The following is a 21105-nucleotide window of genomic DNA, read 5'->3' as shown; positions in this document are numbered from 1 at the left end:
AGGTAACAACGGTTATTCACCCAAATAGATCTGTTTGATTTTTTCATCGTCCAGCATGTCGGCGGAGCGGCCGCTGTGGCTCAGGTTGCCGCTGTCCAGCACATAGGCGCGATCGGTGGATTCCAGCGCCAGGCGGGCGTTTTGCTCGACCAACAATAGCGTGACGCTGTCACGCGCAAGCTGTTTGATGACCGAAAAAATGGCTTCCACCACAATCGGCGCCAGCCCCATCGACGGCTCGTCCAATATCAACAGGCGCGGGCGGCTGAGCAGCGCACGGCCCATCGCCACCATCTGCTGCTCGCCGCCCGAAAGCAGCCCGGCCGGTTGGTTCAGGCGTTCGTTCAGGCGCGGGAAGGTGGCGCATACCCGTTCGAAATCGTGCCGTACCGCCGGTTTGTCACGCCGCGCATAGGCGCCCAGCTGCAGGTTTTCTCGCACCGTCAGGCGGGTGAAAATGCCGCGACCTTCCGGCACCATCACCAGCCCCTGTTGCAGCAAGCGGTGCGGCGCCATGCCGCGAATCGAACGGCCGTCGAACAGGATGTCGCCCTCGAACGGCTGCAGCCCGGTCAGCGCCCGCAGGCTGGAGGTCTTGCCCGCGCCGTTGGCGCCGATCAGCGTGACCTGTTCGCCGGCGTTGACCGTAAAATCGATGCCTTTGACCGCATGAATGCCGCCGTAGGACACGTTGAGTCGTTTAACGCTCAGCAGGGCTTCAGACATGCGCGCCACCTCCCAGATAGGCCTGTATGACCGCCGGTTCACGCCGAACCTGCGCCGGTTCGCCTTCGGCGATCGCTTTGCCGTAGTCCAGCACCGTCAGGCGATCGCACAGGCCCATCACCAGCTTGACGTCGTGTTCGATCAACAGCAGCGTTTTGCCGCTGTCGCGAATGCGCAGCAGCAGCTCGCGCAGCGCCACTTTTTCTCCGGCGTTCATGCCGGCCGCCGGTTCGTCCAGCGCCAGCAGCCGGGGCTCGGTCGCCAGCGCGCGGGCGATCTCCAGGCGGCGCTGATGACCATAGGCGAGATCGCCGGCGCGGTAATGGGCGAATTGGCCGATGCCGACGTACTCCAGCAGCGCATGGGACTTATCGTGCACCGCCTGTTCCTCCTCCCTGGCGCGGCGGTGGCGGGCGATCGCCGCCCACAGGCCGTTGCGGGTGCGCACGTGGCAGCCGACCATCACGTTTTCCAGCACGCTCATTTCGTTGAACAGCCGCAGGTTCTGGAAGGTGCGGGCGATGCCGGCCTGCGCCACTTTATCGATCGCCTGGGGCCTATAGCGCTGGCCCGACAGGCGGAATTCGCCCGCGTCGGCGCGATACAGACCGGTGATCAGATTGAAGCAGGTGGTTTTACCGGCGCCGTTCGGCCCGATCAGGCCGTAGATTTCCCCCTGGCGGATGCTCATGCTGACGTCATCCACCGCCGTCAGGCCGCCGAAGCGTTTGCTGACGTGATTTAAAGTGAGCAAAGGCGTCATGCGGCGTTCCCCCTTATATGGCGTGCCGGCCACAGGCCCGCCGGGCGATACAGCATCACCAGGATTAGCGCCAGGCCGTAAAACAGTTGGCGAATGATTTCCGGGTCGATCAGCACCTGGCCGAACAGCGCCTGCTGTAGCGGCCCCATGCTGCTGCGCAGCAATTCCGGCAGGGCGGCCAGCAGCAGCGCGCCCAGGATCACCCCGGGGATGTGCCCCATGCCGCCGAGCACCACCATCGCCAGAACGGCGATCGATTCCTGCAGGGTGAACGATTCCGGCGATACGAAGCCCTGAAACGCGGCGAACAGCGCGCCGGCCACGCCGCCGAAGGTGGCGCCGATGGCAAAGGCCAGCAGCTTGAAGTTGCGGGTGTTGATGCCCATCGCCCGCGCGGCGTCCTCGTCTTCGCGGATCGCCGTCCACGCGCGGCCGATGCGCGAATTTTGCAACCGCAGGCTGATAAACAGGATCGCCAGCAGCAGGGCGGCGAACAGGTAGTAATAGAGGTACAGGCCGGAGAAACGCACGCCGAACCACTCATGCATGCCGGAAAACTTCAGGCCGAACAGGCTGACCGGGTCGATGCCGGAAATGCCTTTGGGGCCGTTGGTGAGGTTGACCGGGCGATCGAGATTGCGCATCAAAATACGTACGATCTCGCCGAAACCGAGCGTGACGATCGCCAGATAGTCGCCGCGCAGCCGCAGCGTCGGCGCGCCAAGCAGGATGCCGCACGCCGCCGCCAGCAGCGCCGCCAGCGGGATCAGCCACAGCATCGACAGATGAAACCCGTCGGGGAACCACTGCAGCAGCAGCGGGAACTGCTGCGTCAGATGCGGTGACGACAGCAGCGCGGCCAGATAGGCGCCAACGGCGTAAAAAGCGATAAAGCCCATGTCCAGCAAGCCGGTCATGCCCACCACGATGTTCAGCCCGAGCGCCAGCATCAGGTACAGCAGCGCGAAGTCGACGACGCGCACCCAGTAGTTGCCGCCGGCGGCGCCCGCAACCCAGGGCGCCAGCAGCAGGGCGAGAATGAACAGCGTCAGCCCCAGCCTGGCGCGCCGAGGCGTGGCCAGGGGAAGCGTGGAAGTTAAAACGGTCATCGTGATGTCCTTATGCGCGCGTGGCGATGCGTTCGCCCAACAGCCCGGAGGGGCGGAAGACCAGTACGGCGATCAGCACCAGAAACGCAAAGACGTCCTGGTAGTTGCTGCCGAATACGCCGCCGGTCAGCTCGCCGAGATAGCCGGTGCCCAGCGATTCGAACAGCCCCAGCAGCAAACCGCCGAGCATCGCGCCGCGCAGGTTGCCGATGCCGCCGAGCACGGCGGCGGTAAAGGCTTTGATGCCGGGCAGAAAGCCCATCGAGAAACCGGCGTTGCCGTAGTTGCTGGCCATCATGATGCCGGCTACCGCCGCCAGCGCGCCGCCGAGCGCAAAGGTCAGAACGATGATGCGGTCAGGACTGATGCCCATCAGGCCGGCGACCTGCGGGTTTTCCGCCGTGGCGCGCATGGCGCGGCCGAAACGGCTGTGTTCGACCAGCAGCCAGAGGCCGGCCATGACCGCCACGGCCACTGCCAGCGTGACGATCGCGGTGCCGGTGATCACCGCCGGCGCATGTTCGGCGCTGCCTGCGGTCAGGGCGATGGGCGCCATCGGCAACAGCTGCGGAAACATCAGGGGATTGCGTGACCAGATCAGCATCGCCAGGGTTTGCAGCAGCAGCGAGACGCCGATGCCGCTGATCAGCGGGGCCAGGCGCGGCGCATTGCGCAACCGGCGATAGGCCAGGCGCTCGATCGCCATCGAGGTGATGGCGCAGACGGCCATGGCGAACAGGGCCGCCAGCAGCAGCGTGGCGTAGGGCGGTAACGCGGGAAAATGATGCTGCAACACGCCGATCGCCGACAGCGCGCTGAGCGCCCCGACCATCAGCACGTCGCCATGCGCGAAGTTGATGATGCGCAGAATGCCGTACACCATGGTGTAGCCGAGCGCGATCAGCGCATAGATGCTGCCGAGCATCAAACCGTTGACGGTCTGCTGTACCAGCGTATCCATAAGGAGAGTCCGGAGATAATGAGTCAGGAGGCTCACAGTAGAGAATTTAAAAAAATTGTAAAATACGGAAAAATACTTTCTTATACAAAAAACGAGTGATTTTAATTTGTTGATTTTTATGTATATTAAATAAATCCTCTCTCCGTGACCTCCATAAAACAATAGATATATGAAAAAAACAGAACAGTATGATGAGCCGTTGCCGATGCTGCCGAACGATCCGCCGCTGCGCGCCGTGCGGGCGTTCGAAGCCATCGCGCGCCTGGGCAGCATCAGCGCGGCGGCGAAGGAGCTGATGATTTCGCCTTCGGCGGTCAGCCATCAGCTGAAAACGCTGGAGGCGTTTTTGCAGATGCCGCTGACAGAACGGCAGGGGCGTCATCTGGTGCTGCGCAGCGAGGGGCGGGAGTATTACCGTTCGATCCGCTCGGCGTTTAACGTGCTGCGCCAGGCGACCGAACACGTGCGCGAGCAGTCCGCATCGCGGCAGGTCACCATCAGCCTGATCCCGCTGTTCGGCATGGGATGGTTCATTCCGCGGCTGCGCGGCTTTCTGCGCGAGAATCCGGATATCGACATCAATGTGGTTTACGCCAACCACCGCAATTACCTGAGCGACGCCGCCGATCTGTCGATCCGCTTCGGCGTTGGGCAGTGGACCGGCTATCGCAGCGAAAAGCTGATGTCCGGCCAAATGGTGCCGGTGTGCAGCCAGGCGTTCAGTAAACTGCACGGTTTGCTCGATACGCCGGATCAGCTGGCGACGCTGCCGCTGCTGCACGACGAGGAGCGCAATACCTGGATGCAATGGTTTCAGCAGGCCGGTGTTAAACGCCCGCTGCGCAGTATCGGCCCGATGTTCGAAGACGGATTGTTGACGCTGGCGGCGGTGCAGGCGGGATTGGGATGCGCGCTGATGCGTGAGCCGTTAATCGCCCACTACCTTGAGAGCGGTGAGTTAATCAAAATGTTCGATCTGCCGATCGACGACGGCCGCGATTATTACCTGTGCGCTCGCCTGGATAGCGAACTGTCGCAGGAAGGCGAAAATCTGCGGCAGTGGCTGCGCCGTGAGGCGGCGGCTCAGAACGCCGGGGCATAATCTGCAACCCGTCGATGCGGCCAACATCAAAGCGCTGCGCATGGGCGCGCGCCGCATTGAGGATGAAGAGCATGATTACGGCGAAGGCGCGCTGGCGATTGCCGATCGGCCGGGAGATTAAGCGCCGTTTTTAGGTTGCGGCTGCGCCAGAAATCTGACGACGCCCTGGAAAAAGCGTTGTCTGCCGGCGTTCTCTCGATCGAGATGGACGAAATGTGTCGCTTCAGGAATGACCAGCTTTTCGGCTGAAGGGGCATCTTTCATGATGGCGTCTGCATCCTCAGGCCGGCTCCAAAAATCCCGTTCTGAACGAATAACCAACACGGGAACGGTGGCTAAGGCCGTTGCGGACCACTGTTTTCTGCCAATCGCCAGCTCAAAGCTGTCGGCCATTGCGCCTGTCGGCGCCCTGAAACTGTGTGGCGTTCTGCGCTGCGAGGTGCTGTCCGATGCCAGCGCGGCATCGCCGTAAGCGCGTTTGACTGTTTCATCGCGCCACTGTGTTTTATCCGCGACGGGAATGCTGTTATCCCAGGCGACAAACAGACTGTCTCGCGTGTTCAGGCTCCAGCCGCCAAACTTGGCTGCATTGAAGCGCCCGGAATTTTGCGGATCGTCCAGCGGCGATCCATATCCCAGCAACGGGTGATGGGCACTTCCGGCATAAAGGGTGTTATATAAAACCAGACGCGCCACATTCTGCGGGTATTGGGCCGCGTACGCTCCCGCCCAGTGTCCGCCCGTCGCCCAGCCCAGGAGATTAACGCGAGGGGCGCCGCTCCACGCCTGAATAGCCTGCACGGCGTGACCGATATCGGTTACGGCGTCCGCCGTGCGGATCAACGGCGCTGACTGGCCAGGGGGGCTATCCATCGCCGCCGGTCGGCTTGATAACCCATATCCCCGCAGATCGAGGATATACACACGAAAGCCTGCCAGGGCGAGGTCTGCAGCCAAAGAGCCGCCCTTGACGGGCAGATCAAAAGAGGCGAGGCCGGGAACCCGGGCGCCGTGAATCAGCAGCACAGGCGGTGGCGGTATCTTGCCCGCAGCTTTCAGGCTGACTTCCCTGACGTGGAGTTGCTCTCCGCCCGTAAGCAAAATGTACCTGTCTGTTCGATTTATCGGCTCGAGGAATTCCTTTTCCGCTGAGGCAGCCAGCGGGGATGATGCCGACATGATAAGAAGGGCTAGCAACATATTTAGATTTCGGCAAGTCAGTGACAACGATCTGAGTATGTTCATTGTTATTTCTGCTCCGCGAATATATACAGGAAGCATCTTCAGGTAGCCTTGCTGGTGTGTCTAATACTATCGAGGGGCTTTCTTAATACATTTAAGGTATCGCGATATGCTCACCCTGCGTCAGCTCCGCCAATTTCTTGTGGTAGCGGAAACAATGAATATCCGCAAAGCGGCCGAGCGTTTGCACATGGCCCAACCCCCTCTGACAAAAGCGATCCGTCAAATGGAAGAGGCTGTGGGCACCCGGCTTTTTGAGCGAACCAATCGAATAACGGCGTTGACTCCCGCAGGCAAAGTGTTGCAGAAGGAGGCGGCTACGACGCTCATGCAGATGGAAAGGTCAATGTTGCTGACCCGACGTGCCGGCGAGGGAATGACAGGGGCCTTGTGTATCGGTTTTGTGGCCACGGCCGTCAGGCATTTGCTTCCTGAAACGATCGCCCGTTTTCACTTATCCTGCCCGGGAGTGGTTCTTGAGTTGAAGGAAATGACCACCGCACGACAGGTTGCGAGCCTTTTGGAAGACACGCTGGACGTTGGCATCGCGGTTTTACCTGTTCCCGAATATGCCATACAGAAACTGTCCTGCCATCGATTTTTTAGCTGCCCGCTGGTAGCTGTTTTGCCGAATAAACATCCTGCCGGCACAGGCGGCGCTCTGTCGCTTTCTTCTCTGGCCACGGAGCCGTGGGTATTATTTCCGGAACAGGAAGGGCCTGGCCTCTATCGCTCTATTATTGAGGCCTGCGAAAAGGAAGGGTTTATTCCTGAAGTTGTTCAGCGAGCCGTGCAAATGGAAACGATAGTCGGTCTTGTTGCTTCGGGATTAGGGGTCAGTTTGGTCCCTGAATTCATGCAAAAAAGCGGATGGGTAAACGTTTCTTTTTGCCGGCTGAGTGGAGAACAGATCCCGTATCAGGTTGCGCTGATTCACAATCCGGAAAATACCAATCCTCACGTCGCGGATTTCGTCAGAAACGCATCCCCTCCGCAGCCATACGTTTCCACATAAAAAGCGCGCGTAACGAGCGATTACCCGCCGTCGTCCAAGATCGTCAGCGCCACCTTTACCGCCGCCAACAGTCGTGTTTCAGTGACGCCGTCACGCGCCTGAATCGACAGGCCGTGCAGGAAGACCGCGAAAAAGTCCCCCAGGCTGTCGGCGTCGGTGCCGGCCGGCAGTTCGCCGGCTTGCACCGCCTGCCGCAGCCGTTCGACGATCTGCTGGGTGCGCTGCAACCGATGCTCAGCCAGCCAGACTTTGAGCCCGTCGTTTTCCGCACTGACGCTGGCGGCGGAGGAGACCACCATGCAGCCCTGCGGCAGATCCGGCCTGCTGTAGAGCCGCACGGCGTCTTCCAGCAGGCGTTTGATCGCCGGGCGAATGCCGCTTTCCTGCGCGAAGGCGCGGTCGGCGAAGCCGCCTTCCTCGGTTTCATAACTGGCTATCGCCTCGCGGAACAGTTGCTCTTTGGAGCCGAACGCCTTGTAGATGCGCGCGGAAGCAATGCCCAATTCCGCCACCAGATCCGACATCGAGGTGCCTTCGTAACCCTGTCGCCAGAATAAGTTTCGCGCCTTCAAGAGCGCCTGTTCGCGGTCGAACTCGCGCGGTCTGCCTGCCATTCGCTGCTCCAATTTGCCTGTCATTCAGCGACATAGGATCGCTTAAATCGGCGGGGAATACCAATGTCTTTATAAATTTCGCTTGCGGTCATCGCGCTTTGCTCCTATTGTTTGTCAATTGACAACAAATAGGAGTTTACGATGAAAACCCTCAAAGGTCCAAGCCTGCATCTCGCGCAGTTCAGCGATGAGACGGCGCCGTTCAACAGCCTGCCCGCCATTGCCGAGTGGGCGGCGCAGACCGGCTTTAGCGCGCTGCAGATCCCGGCCTGGGATCGGCGTTTATTCGACGTGGCCACCGCTGCGGAAAGTCAAACCTACTGCGACGATCTGACCGGCATGTTGGCGGAACAGGGGTTGGTGGTCAGCGAATTGACCAGCCATATCTTCGGCCAGCTGATGGCGGTACACCCGGCTTACGATGCGCTGTTTGACAGCTTCGCGCCGCCGGCGCTGCAGGGCAATCCGCAGGCGCGCGGCGAGTGGGCGCGGCAGCAAATGCTGCTGGCGGTGAAGGCGTCGGCGCGGCTCGGGCTCAGCGAGCTGGGCACCTTTTCCGGTTCGCTGGCCTGGCCCTATCTGTTCCCGTTCCCACAGCGCCCGGAAGGGCTGATCGACACCGCGTTCGACGAGCTCGCCAGGCGCTGGCTGCCGGTGCTTAACGCCTGCGACGAGCAGGGGATCAACCTGTGTTACGAAATTCATCCGAGCGAGGATCTGCACGACGGCGTGACGTTCGAGAGGTTTCTTGAGCGCGTCGGCCATCATCCGCGTTGCCGGGTGCTGTTCGATCCGAGCCATATGGTGCTGCAGCAGCTCAACTATCTGGAGTTTATCGATATCTATAAAGAGGTTATCGGCATGTTCCACGTCAAGGACGCCGAGTTCAATCCGACCGGGCGCCAGGGTATTTACGGCGGCTATCAATCCTGGATCGATCGCGCCGGCCGCTTCCGCTCGCTGGGCGACGGCCAGGTCGATTTCAACGGCATCTTTTCGCGCCTGACGCAGTACGGTTATTCGGGCTGGGCGGCGCTGGAGTGGGAATGTTGCCTGAAAAATCCGCAGGATGGCGCACGCGAAGGCGCAGCCTTCATCCGCGATCGCATTATCCGCGTCACCGATAAAGTGTTCGACGACTTCGCCGGCGCGCCGGTCAACCCACAGCAAATCAACGCGTTGCTCGGTATTCGCTGAGCCTAATCCTTCAGGGAGTCACCCCATGCAATACCTACAGAACGAGAGCCCGTTGGCGGATCTCGCGGCGGAACACGTCTATCTCCAGGTCAACGGCCGGCGCCTTCACTGCGTGATGGCCGGTGAAGGGCGGCCGGTGCTGCTGATCCCCGGCTGGCCGCAAACCTGGTACACCTGGCGCCATGTGATGCAAGCGCTGGCGGCGGCCGGTTTTCAGGCGATCGCCGTCGATCCGCCGGGCATCGGCGATTCCGACAAGCCCGCTGGCGGCTACGACACCGGCAGCGTCGGTGCGGCGTTGCACGCGATGATGACGCAACTGGGCCATGAACGTTACCAACTGGTTGGCCACGACATCGGCATGTGGATCGGTTACGCCATGGCGAGCGATTTCCCGCAGGCGGTGGAGCGTCTGGTGCTCACGGAGGCGGTGATCCCCGGGCTGGCGCCGCCTCCGCCGATTTTCGTCGCGCCGGAGGAGAACATCTTCCTGTGGCATTTCATGTTCAACCAGCTGGCGGATTTGCCGGAGACCCTGACCCAGGGGCGTGAGCGGGAATATCTTGGCTATATCTTCAATCGCTGGTCCTATCGGCGCGATCGGGTGGCGGCGCAGGTATATATCGCTGCTTACTCAGCGCCGGGCGGCCTGCGCGCCGGGTTCGACTATTACCGGGCGATCCCGGAGACCGTGCGGCAGAACCGCCTACGCGCCGCCACGCCCCTGACGATGCCGGTGTTGACGGTGGGGGCCGAGCACGCCACCGGCGACGCGCCGCTGACGACGCTGCGGGGCAATGCGCACGATCTGCGGGGCGAAACGATCGCCGGCTGCGGGCATTTCATTACCGAAGAGTGTCATGAGGAATTTATTGCACTGATTACGCCGTTCCTGGCAGGAGAGCCACATGCCGCTCGATGAACGCATTGCCGCCTTTTTGACGGCATCGGCCGATGCGCCGCCCCCCGCGTCGCTGGCGGAAATGCGCGCGGCCACGGAAACCGGTTTACGCCAGCTGCAGGGCGAGGCGGAACCGAGCGGCGGCGTCAGGGACTTTACGGTGGTTGCCGCCGATGGGTATCGGATCGCGCTGCGCGCCTATCTCCCGGCGGGGGAAAACCGCGCCGCCGCGCAGCCGGCAATGCTGTTCGCCCACGGCGGCGGTTGGTGCCTCGGTTCGCTGGCGCTGTACGATCGTCCCTGTCAGGCGCTGGCCAACGCCACCGGCCGGGTGATCCTGTCGGTCGACTATCGTCTGGCGCCGGAATACCCGTTTCCGCAGCCGCTGGAAGATGTCTATCGGGCGCTCTGCTGGGTGGCGCAACAGGCGCCGCAGTTGGGGATCGACGCGAAGCGCCTGGCGGTGGGCGGCGACAGCGCCGGAGGCAATCTGGCGGCGGCGGTTGCGCTGCTGGCGCGGGATCGCGGCGGCCCGCACATCGAGCGCCAGCTGCTGCTGTACCCGGCGCTCAGCCGCGAGATGACGACGAAGAGCTATTGCGAGTTTGCCGAGGGGTACTTTCTGACGCGCGATGCGATGGTATTTTGTTGGCAGCAGTATCTGGCCCAGCGGCGCGATCCCGGCGCCGAACCGCTGCACGCCGCTACGCTGCGCGGATTGCCGCCGGCCACCATCCTGAGCTGCGAATATGATCCGCTGCGCGATGAGGCCGAGCAGTATGCGCAGCGGCTGCGCGAGGCGGGCGTGCCGGTACGCTGCGAACGGTTGCCGGGCATGGTACATGCCTGCATTCACATGCTGGGGCTGACTCCGGCGGCGCGGCGGCTGTTCGAACTGGCTCGCGAGTAAAAAAAAACCCCGCACTGCGGGGCTTTTGGCTATTTATCCGGCGTTCGATTAACGGCCGGCGACGGTGACGAAGCGGGTTTCCAGGTAGGATTCGATCGCTTCGCTGCCGCCTTCGGTGCCGTGACCGGAGTCCTTCACGCCGCCAAACGGCGTTTCCGGCAGGCCGAAACCGATGTGGTTGATGCTCAGCATGCCGCTCTCCACGTCGCGCCCCAGCGCATTGACGGTGGCGATGTTGCGGCTGTAAGCGTAGGCGGCCAGGCCGTACGGCAGGCGGTTGGCTTCGGCGATCGCCTCGTCATAGGTGGCGAACGGGCGCAGCAGGGCGACCGGGCCAAACGGCTCTTCCGACATGGCGCGGGCGCTCAGCGGCACGTCGCGCAGCACCGTCGGCTCGAAGAAGTTGCCTTTGCCCGCCACGCGCTTGCCGCCGGTGCAGGCTTTTGCCCCGTGGGCGACGGCATCCTGCACCAGCGCCTCGATATTGTCGACGCTGCGGCCCAGCACCATCGGCCCCATGGTGACGCCGTCTTCCAGCCCGTTGCCGAGCTTGAGTTCACGCACGGCGGCGGTGAATTTCTCCACGAAGGCTTCATAAACGCCTTGCTGGATCAGAAAGCGGGTTGGGGCGATACAGACCTGACCGGCGTTGCGGAACTTGGACTGCGCCAGCTCTTTGGCCGCCGCGTCGAGATCGGCGTCGTCGAAGATCAGCACCGGCGCATGGCCGCCCAGCTCCATGGTGGCCTTTTTCATATGCTGGCCGGCCAGCGCCGCCAGATGCTTGCCCACGCGGGTGGAGCCGGTGAAGGAGATCTTGCGAATGGTCGGATGCGGGATCAGGTATTCCGAGATTTCCGCCGGGGTGCCGTACACCAGCGCGATCACCCCGGCCGGGATCCCGGCGTCGGCGAAGGCTTTGATCAGCTCAGCCGGCGAGGCCGGCGTTTCTTCCGGGCCTTTGACGATGATGGAGCAGCCCGCGGCCAGCGCGGCGGACAGCTTGCGCACGATCTGGTTGATCGGGAAGTTCCACGGCGTGAAGGCGGCCACCGGGCCGACCGGCAGCTTGAGGGTTTGCTGCTGCACGTCGCGGGCGCGGGACGGAATGATCTGCCCGTAGGTGCGGGTGGCTTCGCCGGCGAACCAGTCGATAACGTCGGCGGCGTTGAGAATTTCGACTTTGGCCTGCGCCACCGGTTTGCCCTGTTCCTGCGTCATGACGGCGGCGATGGCGTTGGCGCGTTCGCGCAGCAGCGCCGCCGCTTTGCGCATCAGGTTGGCGCGCTGGTGCGCGGCGGTGTCGCGCCAGACGTTAAATCCGCGCTCGGTGGCGGCCAGCGCCAGATCGAGATCCTCTGTGGCGGCGTGCGCCACCTGACCGATTACTTCGTCGGTGGCGGGGTTGGTGACCGGCAGGGTTTTCCCGGCCAGTGCGCTGCGCCATTGTCCATCGATATACAGTTGAGTATCCGGATACATTGTTGCCTCTTGTTTGCGGAGTGTCAGGGGCCGATGAGCTTCGCGATGCGGCGCGCCTGAAAGGGACAGGGACCTTAACCCTACGCCGAATGGCGGCGATCGTCCAGGCGAGGGGCACGAAAGCGCCAGGGCGGCTACTCAACCGGCGATGTTTTGGCTATGCTGAGCAGATTGTCAGCACGGATGAGGAGGTCGGGTGCAAGGGGTTCCACAACAGTTTCCGTTCGAGAAGGACTGTGCGCAGTTCCGGCATTTGTCGCATCTGCCCGGTGTCGAACTCTATCAGGCGCATATCGAACGCTATGCCTTCGAGCCGCATACCCACGACGCCTTCGCTATCGGCACCGTGGACACCGGGGCCGAACGCTTCCGCTATCGCGGGGCGCAGCACCTGGCGGCGCCGGGCGCGCTGGTGCTGATGAATCCTGACGAGCTGCATACCGGCGAAGCCGAAACGCCGGGCGGCTGGTGTTATCGCATGCTCTATCTGGCGCCCGAGGCGCTGGAGCAGTTGTCCGGCGATCGGAGCCAGTGGTTCACCGACGCGGTGCGCCACGATCCGCGGGCGGCGCAGCGTCTGTCCGCCATTCTCGCCACGCTGTGGCAAACCGACGATCCGCTTACGCTCGACGGCCTGCTGTTGGAGGCGGTCGAGCTGCTGCACCCGCATATTCGCACCGGGCAGCGGGAAAAAGCCGAGGCGGCGCACCGTTTCGAGGTGGTGAAAAGCTACCTGCACGATAACTTCGCCGAGGCCGTGACCCTCAATCAGCTGGCCGAGCTGGTGTCGCTCAGCCCGTACCATTTTCTGCGCAAGTTCAAGGCCGAATACCACGTTTCGCCGCAGCAGATGCTGATGGCGATCCGGCTGTCGCAGGCCAAACGCATGCTGGAGCGCGGCATGCCCGCCGCACAGGTGGCGGCGGCGGCGGGGCTGACCGATCAGGCGCACCTGACGCGCGCCTTCGCTAATCGTTACGGCGTCACGCCTGTGCGTTTCCAGAAACAGGTTAAATTGGGTTAAAACAGCAACCTGCTACAATAATTCCTCCCCGCGTTTTCGCTACTCTGCCGTTATCTTGTCGGGCGGGTTGGCCGCGCCGGCCGTTTGTCGGAGTCGTTATGTTCATTGGCGTTGTGTTTGCCCTGGCCGCCGGGCTGATGTGGGGATTGATCTTCGTCGGCCCGCTGCTGGTGCCGGATTATCCCGCCGCGCTGCAGTCCACCGGGCGCTATCTGGCCTTCGGGCTGATCACCTTGCCGCTGGCGTGGTTCGATCGCCGCCGCCTGCGCAAGCTGCGGCGCCAGGATTGGCTGGAGGCGCTCAAGCTGACGGCCATCGGCAACCTGCTGTACTACTTGTGCCTGGCCAGCGCCATTCAGCGTACCGGCGCACCGGTGTCGACCATGATCATCGGCACCTTGCCGGTGGTGATCGCCCTCTGCGCCAATCTGTTTTACGGCCGGCACGACGGGCGGCTGGCGTGGGGCAAGCTGGCGCCGGCGCTGCTGCTGATCGTCTGCGGGTTAGCGTGCGTGAACGTCGCCGAGCTGCGCGGCAATGCGCTGCCGGTCGACGGCTGGCGCTATCTCAGCGGCCTGGGGCTGGCCGTGTTGGCGGTGGCGTGCTGGACCTGGTTCCCGCTGCGCAACTCGCGCTGGCTGCGGGAGAACCCGACGCAGCGGCCGGCCACCTGGGCCACGGCGCAAGGGCTGGTGACGCTGCCGCTGGCGCTGCTGGGCTATCTGGCGGTCTGCGGCCAATTGGCGCTGAGCGAACCGGCGTTCGCCTTGCCGTTCGGCCCGCGCCCCGAGGTGTTTATCCCACTGATGCTGGTCATCGGCGTGTTCTGCTCCTGGCTGGGGGCGCTGTGCTGGAACGAAGCCAGCCAGCGGCTGCCGACGGTGTTGGTGGGGCCGCTCATCGTGTTCGAAATTCTGGCGGGGTTGGCCTATACCTTTCTGCTGCGCCAGGCCTGGCCGCCGCTGCTGACGCTGGCCGGCATCGTCTGCCTGATCGCCGGCGTGGTGTACGCCATGCGCATCAAGCCGCAGCCGGTGGTGGTGGCGCTGGAAGACAAGCAGGGGTGACGCCCGCCGCGAAGGCGGGCGCGAGGGTTAACGCTTGCTGTGGTGAATGATCTCTTCGGCCACGTTGCGCGGCGCTTCGGCGTAGTGGCTGAATTCCATGGTGTAGGTGGCGCGGCCCTGCGACATCGAACGCAGGGTCGTCGAGTAGCCGAACATCTCGGACAGCGGCACCTTGGCACGAATTTCCTTGCCGCCGCCGCCCGGTATCTCTTCCATGCCCTGCACCAGACCGCGGCGTGAGGAGAGGTCGCCCATCACGTTGCCGGCGTAATCTTCCGGCGTTTCCACCTCCACCGACATGATCGGCTCAAGGATCACCGGATCCGCCAGGCGGCAGGCTTCCTTGAAGCCGAAAATCGCCGCCATGCGGAACGCCTGTTCCGACGAGTCGACGTCATGGTAAGAACCGAAGGTCAGGTGTACCTTGACGTCCACCACCTGATAACCGGCCAGCACGCCGTTGTTCAGCGCCTCGAGCACGCCTTTTTTCACCGCCGGGATAAACTCGCCCGGAATGACGCCGCCCTTGATCTCATCGAAGAACTCGAAGCCTTTGCCGGGTTCGTTCGGTTCGACGGTCAGCACCACATGGCCGTATTGCCCTTTACCGCCGGACTGGCGCACGAACTTGCCTTCCACGTCGGCCACCCGCTTGCGGATGGTTTCGCGGTACGACACCTGCGGCTTGCCGGTGGTGGTCTCCACCCCGAACTCGCGGCGCATGCGATCGACGATGATCTCCAGGTGCAGCTCGCCCATGCCGTAGATGATGGTTTGGCCGGATTCTTCATCGGTGCGCACACGGAACGACGGATCTTCCGAAGAGAGGCGCTGCAGCGCGATGCCCATTTTCTCCTGGTCGCCCTTGGTCTTCGGCTCGATCGCCTGGGCGATCACCGGCTCGGGGAAGGTCATGCGTTCCAGCGTGATGATGGCGCCGGGGTCGCACAGCGTATCGCCGGTGGTGACGTCCTTCAGGCCGACGCAGGCGGCGATGTCGCCGGCGTGCAGTTCGTCGATGTCCTTACGATCGTTGGCGTGCATCTGCACGATGCGGCCGATGCGCTCCTTTTTGCCCTTGATCGGATTGTAAACGCTGCTGCCCTTGGCCAGCACCCCGGAGTAGACGCGCACGAAGGTCAGCTGGCCGACGAACGGGTCGGTCATCAGCTTGAACGCCAGCGCCGAGAATTTTTCGTTGTCGTCGGCTTTGCGGGTGATGATTTCATCGTGTTCGCCGTGGCCCTCCATCGGCGGCACGTCGAGCGGCGAGGGCATCAGCTCGATCACCGCATCCAGCATGCGCTGCACCCCTTTGTTGCGGAACGCCGATCCGCACAGCATCGGCTGGATTTCGCCGGCGACGGTGCGCACCCGCAGCCCGTGGACGATCTCCTCTTCGCTCAGCGGCACCTGGTTGAGGTATTTCTCCATCAGCTCTTCCGAGGCTTCGGCGGCGGCCTCAATCATGTTTTCGCGCCACTCCTGCGCCGAATCGCGCAGCTCGGCCGGGATCTCTTCGAAGCTGAAGTTCATGCCCTGCGAGGCTTCGTCCCACAGGATGGCCTTCATCCGCACCAGATCCACCACGCCGCTGAAGTGGTCTTCGGCGCCGATCGGAATGACGATCGGCACCGGGTTGGCTTTCAGGCGCTCGATCATCATTTTGCGCACGCGGAAAAAGTCCGCGCCGATGCGGTCCATCTTGTTGACGAACGCCAGCCGCGGCACCTTGTATTTGTTGGCCTGGCGCCAAACGGTTTCCGACTGCGGCTGCACGCCGCCCACCGAGTCATAGACCATCACGGCGCCGTCCAGCACGCGCATCGAGCGTTCCACTTCAATGGTGAAATCGACGTGCCCGGGGGTGTCGATGATATTGATGCGGTGCTGCGGATAATTATGCTGCATGCCGTTCCAGAAGCAGGTGGTGGCCGCCGAAGTGATGGTGATGCCGCGTTCCTGTTCCTGCGCCATCCAGTCCATGGTCGCCGCGCCGTCATGCACTTCACCCAGCTTGTGGCTGACCCCGGTGTAAAACAGAATCCGCTCGGTGGTGGTGGTCTTGCCGGCATCGATATGCGCGGAGATGCCGATATTGCGGTAACGTTCGATAGGGGTGGTGCGAGCCATAATCAACCTTTCTTAGCCGCGTGAAGGAGAGCGGCTTAAACAGCATGGATAATGGTGATAATCCTCATAGGGTTATCTGCCGGATCGCAGAGCCTCGCTCTGGTCACAAACTAATCGTAGTTGAAGGCGTTGGTTTTTTTAAGCGATGGCTGTGATAGATGAAAGTTAGCAAGCAGGTGGAGGAGAGGGCGAAAAAAAGGCCCATAACGGGCCTGTTGTCGAGCGGCGAATTCGCCGTTATTTGCGTCCCAGCAAGAAGCCGAAAACGATGCCGACCGCCGCCGCAACGGCCACGCCGGCCAGCGGGTTGGCTTCCACCTGGGTTCTTACGCTGTCCGCTGCGTCTCGGGCGGCATAGCTGGCCTGGGAGGCGTATTTGCGCGCCGCGCCGCGCACCTGATGCTCCGGCGAATCGACGGCTTTGCCGAACGCTTCTTCTACCGCGCCTGCGGCTTCATTGGCTTTGTCTTCCGCTTTTCCAAACATGCTGCTCTCCTGTTCCTTGTGGGTTAACGAACCTTAAGCCTAGCAGGTGAACGGCACTTTTTGCAGCATTCTGTGCGTTATAAGAGCAATCTGAGCAAAGAAACGTCTTGCCGGGCGCGCGGTGACGGCTTCACCCGCGCGGTTTTTTGTGTTCTATTGGCTAGCGGTTTAACCGGGTACCGTTAACCTTTGACCGATTCGTTGCGTTGAAAGGACTCCCCATGTCAGTACTGCGTATTCTGGCGCTGCTCGCCGCGACCGCCGCCGCATTGCCCGCCCAGGCCAGGCCTGCGGCTCACGGCGCGGCGGCCGAGAACGGCATTCGTTGGCAATCTTGTCTCAACAGCGGCTTTCAACGCTGGTTCGATGAGCCGCCGCCGCCGGGGCTGCGCTGCGGTTACCTTGAAGCGCCGTTGGTGTACGCTACGCCTCCTGCTCATGCGGCGCGGGCGGACGAACAGACCGTGCGGCTGGCGCTGACCCTGCTGCCCGCTACCGGGCCGAAAAAGGGCAGCGTGGTGATGATCAGCGGCGGACCGGGTCTGCCGGGCATTAACCCTTATTTGGGCAACGACGCCCACGTCGCCAGACTGCGAAAATCCTACGACATCATCGGTTACGATCCGCGCGGCGTCGGCCAATCGACGCCGAAAATCTCCTGCCAGCTGGCCGAAGGCGACGAAACCCCGTCACCGGACGACAACGACGTGGCCGGTGCGGAGAGCCAGACGCGCACCCTGATTTCCGCCTGTATCAAACAGACCGGCGCGGACGTGCTGCAACATATCGGCACCGACGAAGCGGTCAACGATCTGAACGCGATCCGCCACGCGCTGGGCGAACCGGGGCTGACGGCGGTGGCGTACTCTTACGGCACCAAGGTGGCGGCGCTGTATGCCGAGCGTTTTCCGAAGAAAACGCGCGCGCTGGTGCTCGACGGGGTGGTGGATCTGGCGGAGGACGATTTCACCCAGCGGCTGAACCAGGAGCGGGGCTTCCAGCAAAGCTTCCTGCGCTTCGCCGCCTACTGCGGCAAAACCGACAGCTGCCAGCTGGGTGGCGGCGCCAATCAGGCGCTGCAGCGCTATCACGCCTTGCTGCGCAAGCTGCATGAGCAGCCGTTCGTCACCGCGGCGGGTTATGAAATCTCCGCCGACGATGTGCTGACGGTCACGCGTTCGCTGCTGCTGTGGCCGGAGCGCTGGCACGAGCTGGCCACCGTACTGCGCCAGCTCGATGCCGGGATCGCCGGGCAGCAGGTTTCCGATCTGATCGACGAAAGCTATTCGCCGGATGCCGATGACGCCCTGAACGTCATCACCTGCGCCGACGTCGCCAACCCGACGGCCGACCCGCAGCTGTTGCGCAGGCAGCGGCAGGAGATCAACACTGCCGCTTTGTATGCCCACTATCTGCCGCTGCACGAATACCCGCTGGAGATGTGCGATCTGTGGCCGTACCGCGGCAAAGATCGGCCGCACATGCCGGTGGCGTCTGCCGCGTTGCCGCCGCTGCTGTTCGTCGCGCAGCGCTACGATCCGACCACGCCGTACCGCAACGCGCAGGTGATGGCCGCCGCCTTTAAAAGCCCGCTGATCACCCGCGAACGCGACGGGCATACGCTTGCGCTGAACGGCATCGACAGCTGCGTTGACGAAAGCGTAGTGGATTATCTGCTGGCGCCGAAAAAGCCGCGTCGCGATAAAACTTGCCGTTGAGAAGGCCGGGCGTTGGCCCGGTCTTAAGTGAGTCAACCGGCGAAAATATGCGCCTGGCCCATCACGTTGAGATTGACCTGAGAACCGGGCTGCAGGCCTTCGCGGCTGACGGTTTTGATCTCGATTTGCGCGCCGCCGGCGGCCATTTGCAGGTTGAGCGTAGAGACGAAGCCGGCGAAATCGATGCCGGTGATCACCGCCTGGCCGCGCTGCGCCGGATCTGACAAACCGATTTGAATCTGCTCCGGGCGCAGCATGATGCGCGCCGGGCCGCTGCGTTGCCGATCGTCGACGGCGATGCGCCCCAATGCGCAGTCGGCCCAGCCGTGCGCCAGTTCGGCGGTCAACACCAGCGTTTCGCCAAGGAAGCTGGCGGTCGGCTCATCGACCGGCCGCAGATAGAGATCTTGCGGCGCGCCCACCTGCGCCAGCCGGCCGTTGCGCATCACCGCCACCTGATCGGCGAACGACAGCGCTTCGCTCTGATCGTGGGTAACAAGAATCGACGCCACCTTGGCCTCCGTCAGCAGTTCGGCAACCGCTTTGCGGGTGGCGGCGCGCAGGCCGGTATCCAGCGCCGAGAACGGTTCGTCCAGCAGCATCAAACGGGGCTGCTGCGACAGGGCACGCGCCAGCGCGACCCGCTGTTGCTGCCCGCCGGACAGCTCGTGCGGCCACAGCGCGGCCAAACGGCGATCCAGCGCCACCATCTCCATCAGCGCCTCGATGCGCCGCTGTTTCTCACGCTTGCTGCCTGTAAGGCCAAAACCGATGTTGCCGGCGACGGTAAAGTGCGGGAACAGCGCGCCATCCTGCGGAACAAAGCCGATGCCGCGCAGATGCGCCGGCACCCAGCCGCCGCCGTTGCCCATGGCTTGCCCCTGCAGCAGGATCTGGCCGCCGTCGGGAATTTCAAAGCCGGCGATGATGCGCAGCAGGGTGGTTTTGCCGGAGCCGGAAGGGCCGACGATCGCCGTGCGGCTGCCGGCGGCAACCTGCAGGTCGATGCGTTCCAGCACCCTGATGGCGTTATAAGATTTTTCGATACCGTGCAGTTCGAGCGTGCTCATAGTCCCGCCGTGCGTTTAGATTGAGAATAAAGAAGCCAGGTGAGCGGCAATGACAGCGCCACCATAATCAGCGCATAAGGCGCGGCGGCGACGTAGTCTATCTCGCTGGTCAGCGCCCAAAATCCGGTGGCCAGCGTCCGGGTGCCGTTCGGCGCCAGCAGCAGCGTGGCGGTCAACTCATTGGCGATTGCCAAGAACACCAGCGCCGCGCCTGCCGCGGCACCCGGCGCCGCCAGCCGCAGCGTAGTGCTCCACAGCGCCTGCGCCGGCGATTTGCCGAGGCTGCGCGCCACGTTTTCCAATTCCACCGGCGCCTGTGCGATGCCGGCACGCAGATTGATCAGCGCCCGCGGCATAAACATCAGCAAATAGGCCAGCAGCAGGGTGATTTCGGTTTGGTAAATCGGCCGGAAGCTGTGAATGGTGATGGTCACCAGCGCCAACGCCACCACGATGCCGGGCAGCGAGCTGGTTACGTAGTTACAGCCTTCCAGCACGCGGTACAGCCGGGCTGGATAGCGCACCGACAGCCAGGCCATCGGAATGGCGCACAGCGTGATCAGCAACGCGCCGACGGCGGACAGCGACAGCGTTTGCCACAGCGCAGGCCACAGGTCGGCGTTGCGCCACGCCTCCCATCCGCCCAGCCACAGCCAGCGGGCCAGGGTGATGAAAGGCACGCCCAGCGCCAGCGCGGTCAGCGAAATCGGCAGCAGCAGCGCCAGCGCGGCGAGCGGCAGCGAAAGGCGACGCGGCGTTTGGCTGCGTGCGCTGCCGGAACCAACGCGGGCATAGCGCGCGCGGCCGCGGCTGAGAGCCTCAAGCAACAGCAGCCCGAGGCAGCACAGCACCAATACGCCGGCCAGCATGTTGGCCGCCGGGCCGTTGAAGGTCGACTGGAACTGATCGAAGATCGCGGTGGTGAAGGTATCGAAGCGGATCATGGCATACAGGCCATACTCCGCCAGCAGGTGCAATGCGATCAGCAACGAACCGCCCCAGACCGCCAGCTTCAGCTGCGGCAGCACCACGCGAAAAAACACCGCCGGCGGCCGGGAACCGAGCGAGGTGGCGACGTCTTCGATGCCGGGATCCAGACGGCGCAGCACGGCGGCGGCCGGTAGGTAAATGAACGGGAAATAGGCGAGCACCGAGATGAAGGCCCCGGCGCCCAGGCCGTGCATCGACGGCACCAGGCTGATCCAGGCATAGCTTTGCACAAAGGCCGGCACCGCCAGCGGCGCGGTGGCCAGTACCGCCCAGAGGCGGCGGCCCGGCAGCGTAGTGCGCTCGGTCAACCAGGCCAGGGCCACGCCCAGCACGGCGCAGATCGGCAGCGTCAACACCACCAACAGCAGGGTGTTCAACAGCAGTTCCGCCACGCGCGGGCGGAAAACCAGAGCTTTGACCGTTTGCCAGCCGGTTTCAAACGCCACGCCGATAACGAATCCCAGCGGCAGCAGCGCCAGCAGCGACAGCAACACGGCGCTGGCCACCACGATCGCCCCCGGCCGCGGGTGACGGGGGGCAATAGAATAACGCCGCGCGGTCTGCGCGGCGTGGGTACTCAGGTTTGACATAACGA

The 21105-nt window shown here is 63.1% G+C and carries 20 protein-coding genes; 9 read left to right on the top strand and 11 right to left on the bottom strand.

The window, feature by feature from the left end; all coding sequences use genetic code 11:
- Positions 1-12: 12 nt before the first annotated feature.
- From ACK3CV_RS13275 to ACK3CV_RS13260, 4 genes are read right to left on the bottom strand one after another with little or no spacing between them, the layout of a single operon-like run.
- Complete coding sequence (locus tag ACK3CV_RS13275; protein ID WP_164039298.1) at positions 13-726, bottom strand: ABC transporter ATP-binding protein; 714 nt, start codon at positions 724-726, stop codon at positions 13-15.
- Entirely contained in the window at positions 719-1489 is a 771-nt protein-coding gene (locus ACK3CV_RS13270) for an ABC transporter ATP-binding protein (RefSeq protein WP_164140986.1), read from the bottom strand. The genes ACK3CV_RS13275 and ACK3CV_RS13270 overlap by 8 nt, the downstream gene beginning before the upstream one ends.
- Positions 1486-2598, bottom strand: coding sequence for an ABC transporter permease subunit (locus ACK3CV_RS13265; RefSeq protein ID WP_164140988.1), 1113 nt, complete (start codon positions 2596-2598; stop codon positions 1486-1488). Before ACK3CV_RS13265 ends, ACK3CV_RS13270 begins: the two co-directional genes overlap by 4 nt.
- 10 nt (positions 2599-2608) lie before the next feature.
- Positions 2609-3559: a branched-chain amino acid ABC transporter permease gene (locus ACK3CV_RS13260; RefSeq protein ID WP_033653093.1), complete on the bottom strand. Its 951-nt coding sequence runs from the start codon at positions 3557-3559 to the stop codon at positions 2609-2611.
- A gap of 169 nt (positions 3560-3728) precedes the next feature.
- On the opposite strand from ACK3CV_RS13260, the gene ACK3CV_RS13255 reads away from it, so the two are divergent.
- Positions 3729-4661 carry a LysR substrate-binding domain-containing protein gene (locus ACK3CV_RS13255; protein WP_164140990.1) on the top strand — a complete coding sequence of 311 codons (933 nt, stop codon included), beginning with the start codon at positions 3729-3731 and terminating at the stop codon, positions 4659-4661.
- A complete protein-coding gene (locus ACK3CV_RS13250; RefSeq protein ID WP_176221819.1) occupies positions 4630-4782 on the top strand; it encodes a hypothetical protein in 153 nt (50 codons plus the stop codon). The genes ACK3CV_RS13255 and ACK3CV_RS13250 overlap by 32 nt, the downstream gene beginning before the upstream one ends.
- Here ACK3CV_RS13250 and ACK3CV_RS13245 read toward each other — a convergent pair.
- On the bottom strand, positions 4779-5906 hold the full coding sequence (locus ACK3CV_RS13245) for an alpha/beta fold hydrolase (RefSeq protein ID WP_077038588.1): 1128 nt from the start codon (positions 5904-5906) through the stop codon (positions 4779-4781). The genes ACK3CV_RS13250 and ACK3CV_RS13245 overlap by 4 nt on opposite strands.
- Positions 5907-6012: 106 nt before the next feature.
- Here ACK3CV_RS13245 and ACK3CV_RS13240 point away from each other — a divergent pair, with 106 nt between their 5' ends.
- Entirely contained in the window at positions 6013-6918 is a 906-nt protein-coding gene (locus ACK3CV_RS13240) for a LysR family transcriptional regulator (RefSeq protein WP_164140992.1), read from the top strand.
- Between the two features lie 20 nt (positions 6919-6938).
- Here ACK3CV_RS13240 and ACK3CV_RS13235 read toward each other — a convergent pair whose 3' ends face one another.
- Positions 6939-7532: a TetR/AcrR family transcriptional regulator gene (locus tag ACK3CV_RS13235; protein WP_048321610.1), complete on the bottom strand. Its 594-nt coding sequence runs from the start codon at positions 7530-7532 to the stop codon at positions 6939-6941.
- A gap of 141 nt (positions 7533-7673) precedes the next feature.
- Between ACK3CV_RS13235 and ACK3CV_RS13230 the strand changes: the two genes are divergently transcribed.
- From ACK3CV_RS13230 to ACK3CV_RS13220, 3 genes are read left to right on the top strand one after another with little or no spacing between them, the layout of a single operon-like run.
- Positions 7674-8729, top strand: a complete 1056-nt coding sequence (locus ACK3CV_RS13230) for a sugar phosphate isomerase/epimerase family protein (RefSeq protein ID WP_033648399.1) — start codon at positions 7674-7676, stop codon at positions 8727-8729.
- Positions 8730-8754: 25 nt separating this feature from the next.
- Complete coding sequence (locus ACK3CV_RS13225) at positions 8755-9651, top strand: alpha/beta fold hydrolase (RefSeq protein WP_033648398.1); 897 nt, start codon at positions 8755-8757, stop codon at positions 9649-9651.
- A complete protein-coding gene (locus ACK3CV_RS13220) occupies positions 9638-10540 on the top strand; it encodes an alpha/beta hydrolase (RefSeq protein ID WP_033648397.1) in 903 nt (300 codons plus the stop codon). The genes ACK3CV_RS13225 and ACK3CV_RS13220 overlap by 14 nt, the downstream gene beginning before the upstream one ends.
- A 48-nt stretch (positions 10541-10588) precedes the next feature.
- Here ACK3CV_RS13220 and ACK3CV_RS13215 read toward each other — a convergent pair whose 3' ends face one another.
- Positions 10589-12022, bottom strand: a complete 1434-nt coding sequence (locus ACK3CV_RS13215; protein ID WP_060426114.1) for an NAD-dependent succinate-semialdehyde dehydrogenase — start codon at positions 12020-12022, stop codon at positions 10589-10591.
- Positions 12023-12218: 196 nt separating this feature from the next.
- On the opposite strand from ACK3CV_RS13215, the gene ACK3CV_RS13210 reads away from it, so the two are divergent.
- Together ACK3CV_RS13210 and ACK3CV_RS13205 are read left to right on the top strand one after the other, a co-directional pair.
- The gene (locus tag ACK3CV_RS13210; protein ID WP_060387784.1) at positions 12219-13046 is read left to right on the top strand and encodes an AraC family transcriptional regulator; all 828 of its coding nucleotides are present in this window, start codon (positions 12219-12221) and stop codon (positions 13044-13046) included.
- A gap of 98 nt (positions 13047-13144) precedes the next feature.
- Positions 13145-14113 (top strand): DMT family transporter, encoded by a 969-nt coding sequence (locus tag ACK3CV_RS13205; RefSeq protein WP_060387783.1) that lies wholly within the window; start codon positions 13145-13147, stop codon positions 14111-14113.
- A gap of 27 nt (positions 14114-14140) precedes the next feature.
- Here ACK3CV_RS13205 and fusA read toward each other — a convergent pair whose 3' ends face one another.
- The gene (gene fusA / locus ACK3CV_RS13200; RefSeq protein WP_015377944.1) at positions 14141-16246 is read right to left on the bottom strand and encodes an elongation factor G; all 2106 of its coding nucleotides are present in this window, start codon (positions 16244-16246) and stop codon (positions 14141-14143) included.
- Positions 16247-16483: 237 nt separating this feature from the next.
- The gene (locus ACK3CV_RS13195; RefSeq protein ID WP_004938127.1) at positions 16484-16732 is read right to left on the bottom strand and encodes a glycine zipper domain-containing protein; all 249 of its coding nucleotides are present in this window, start codon (positions 16730-16732) and stop codon (positions 16484-16486) included.
- Positions 16733-16953: 221 nt separating this feature from the next.
- Here ACK3CV_RS13195 and ACK3CV_RS13190 point away from each other — a divergent pair, with 221 nt between their 5' ends.
- Positions 16954-18450: an alpha/beta hydrolase gene (locus ACK3CV_RS13190; RefSeq protein ID WP_164140994.1), complete on the top strand. Its 1497-nt coding sequence runs from the start codon at positions 16954-16956 to the stop codon at positions 18448-18450.
- Positions 18451-18482: 32 nt separating this feature from the next.
- On the opposite strand, the gene ACK3CV_RS13185 is transcribed toward ACK3CV_RS13190, so the two are convergent.
- Both ACK3CV_RS13185 and ACK3CV_RS13180 read right to left on the bottom strand, forming a co-directional pair.
- Positions 18483-19520, bottom strand: coding sequence for an ABC transporter ATP-binding protein (locus ACK3CV_RS13185; RefSeq protein ID WP_033653102.1), 1038 nt, complete (start codon positions 19518-19520; stop codon positions 18483-18485).
- Positions 19517-21100, bottom strand: a complete 1584-nt coding sequence (locus ACK3CV_RS13180) for an ABC transporter permease (protein WP_164140996.1) — start codon at positions 21098-21100, stop codon at positions 19517-19519. Before ACK3CV_RS13180 ends, ACK3CV_RS13185 begins: the two co-directional genes overlap by 4 nt.
- Between the last annotated feature and the right edge of the window lie 5 nt (positions 21101-21105).

The organism is Serratia sp. TSO36, from assembly GCF_057808395.1.
Note: the sequence above shows the minus strand (reverse complement) of the source record. Positions and strands in the feature narration are given on the sequence as shown.

Bases quoted from the DNA above. Each gene is read 5' to 3' on its own strand.
- ACK3CV_RS13275 (WP_164039298.1), bottom strand. From the start codon at position 726: ATGTCTGAAGCCCTGCTGAGCGTTAAACGACTCAACGTGTCCTACGGC.
- ACK3CV_RS13270 (WP_164140986.1), bottom strand. From the start codon at position 1,489: ATGACGCCTTTGCTCACTTTAAATCACGTCAGCAAACGCTTCGGCGGC.
- ACK3CV_RS13265 (WP_164140988.1), bottom strand. From the start codon at position 2,598: ATGACCGTTTTAACTTCCACGCTTCCCCTGGCCACGCCTCGGCGCGCC.
- ACK3CV_RS13260 (WP_033653093.1), bottom strand. From the start codon at position 3,559: ATGGATACGCTGGTACAGCAGACCGTCAACGGTTTGATGCTCGGCAGC.
- ACK3CV_RS13255 (WP_164140990.1), top strand. From the start codon at position 3,729: ATGAAAAAAACAGAACAGTATGATGAGCCGTTGCCGATGCTGCCGAAC.
- ACK3CV_RS13245 (WP_077038588.1), bottom strand. From the start codon at position 5,906: ATGAACATACTCAGATCGTTGTCACTGACTTGCCGAAATCTAAATATG.
- ACK3CV_RS13240 (WP_164140992.1), top strand. From the start codon at position 6,013: ATGCTCACCCTGCGTCAGCTCCGCCAATTTCTTGTGGTAGCGGAAACA.
- ACK3CV_RS13235 (WP_048321610.1), bottom strand. From the start codon at position 7,532: ATGGCAGGCAGACCGCGCGAGTTCGACCGCGAACAGGCGCTCTTGAAG.
- ACK3CV_RS13230 (WP_033648399.1), top strand. From the start codon at position 7,674: ATGAAAACCCTCAAAGGTCCAAGCCTGCATCTCGCGCAGTTCAGCGAT.
- ACK3CV_RS13225 (WP_033648398.1), top strand. From the start codon at position 8,755: ATGCAATACCTACAGAACGAGAGCCCGTTGGCGGATCTCGCGGCGGAA.
- ACK3CV_RS13220 (WP_033648397.1), top strand. From the start codon at position 9,638: ATGCCGCTCGATGAACGCATTGCCGCCTTTTTGACGGCATCGGCCGAT.
- ACK3CV_RS13215 (WP_060426114.1), bottom strand. From the start codon at position 12,022: ATGTATCCGGATACTCAACTGTATATCGATGGACAATGGCGCAGCGCA.
- ACK3CV_RS13205 (WP_060387783.1), top strand. From the start codon at position 13,145: ATGTTCATTGGCGTTGTGTTTGCCCTGGCCGCCGGGCTGATGTGGGGA.
- fusA (WP_015377944.1), bottom strand. From the start codon at position 16,246: ATGGCTCGCACCACCCCTATCGAACGTTACCGCAATATCGGCATCTCC.
- ACK3CV_RS13195 (WP_004938127.1), bottom strand. From the start codon at position 16,732: ATGTTTGGAAAAGCGGAAGACAAAGCCAATGAAGCCGCAGGCGCGGTA.
- ACK3CV_RS13190 (WP_164140994.1), top strand. From the start codon at position 16,954: ATGTCAGTACTGCGTATTCTGGCGCTGCTCGCCGCGACCGCCGCCGCA.
- ACK3CV_RS13185 (WP_033653102.1), bottom strand. From the start codon at position 19,520: ATGAGCACGCTCGAACTGCACGGTATCGAAAAATCTTATAACGCCATC.
- ACK3CV_RS13180 (WP_164140996.1), bottom strand. From the start codon at position 21,100: ATGTCAAACCTGAGTACCCACGCCGCGCAGACCGCGCGGCGTTATTCT.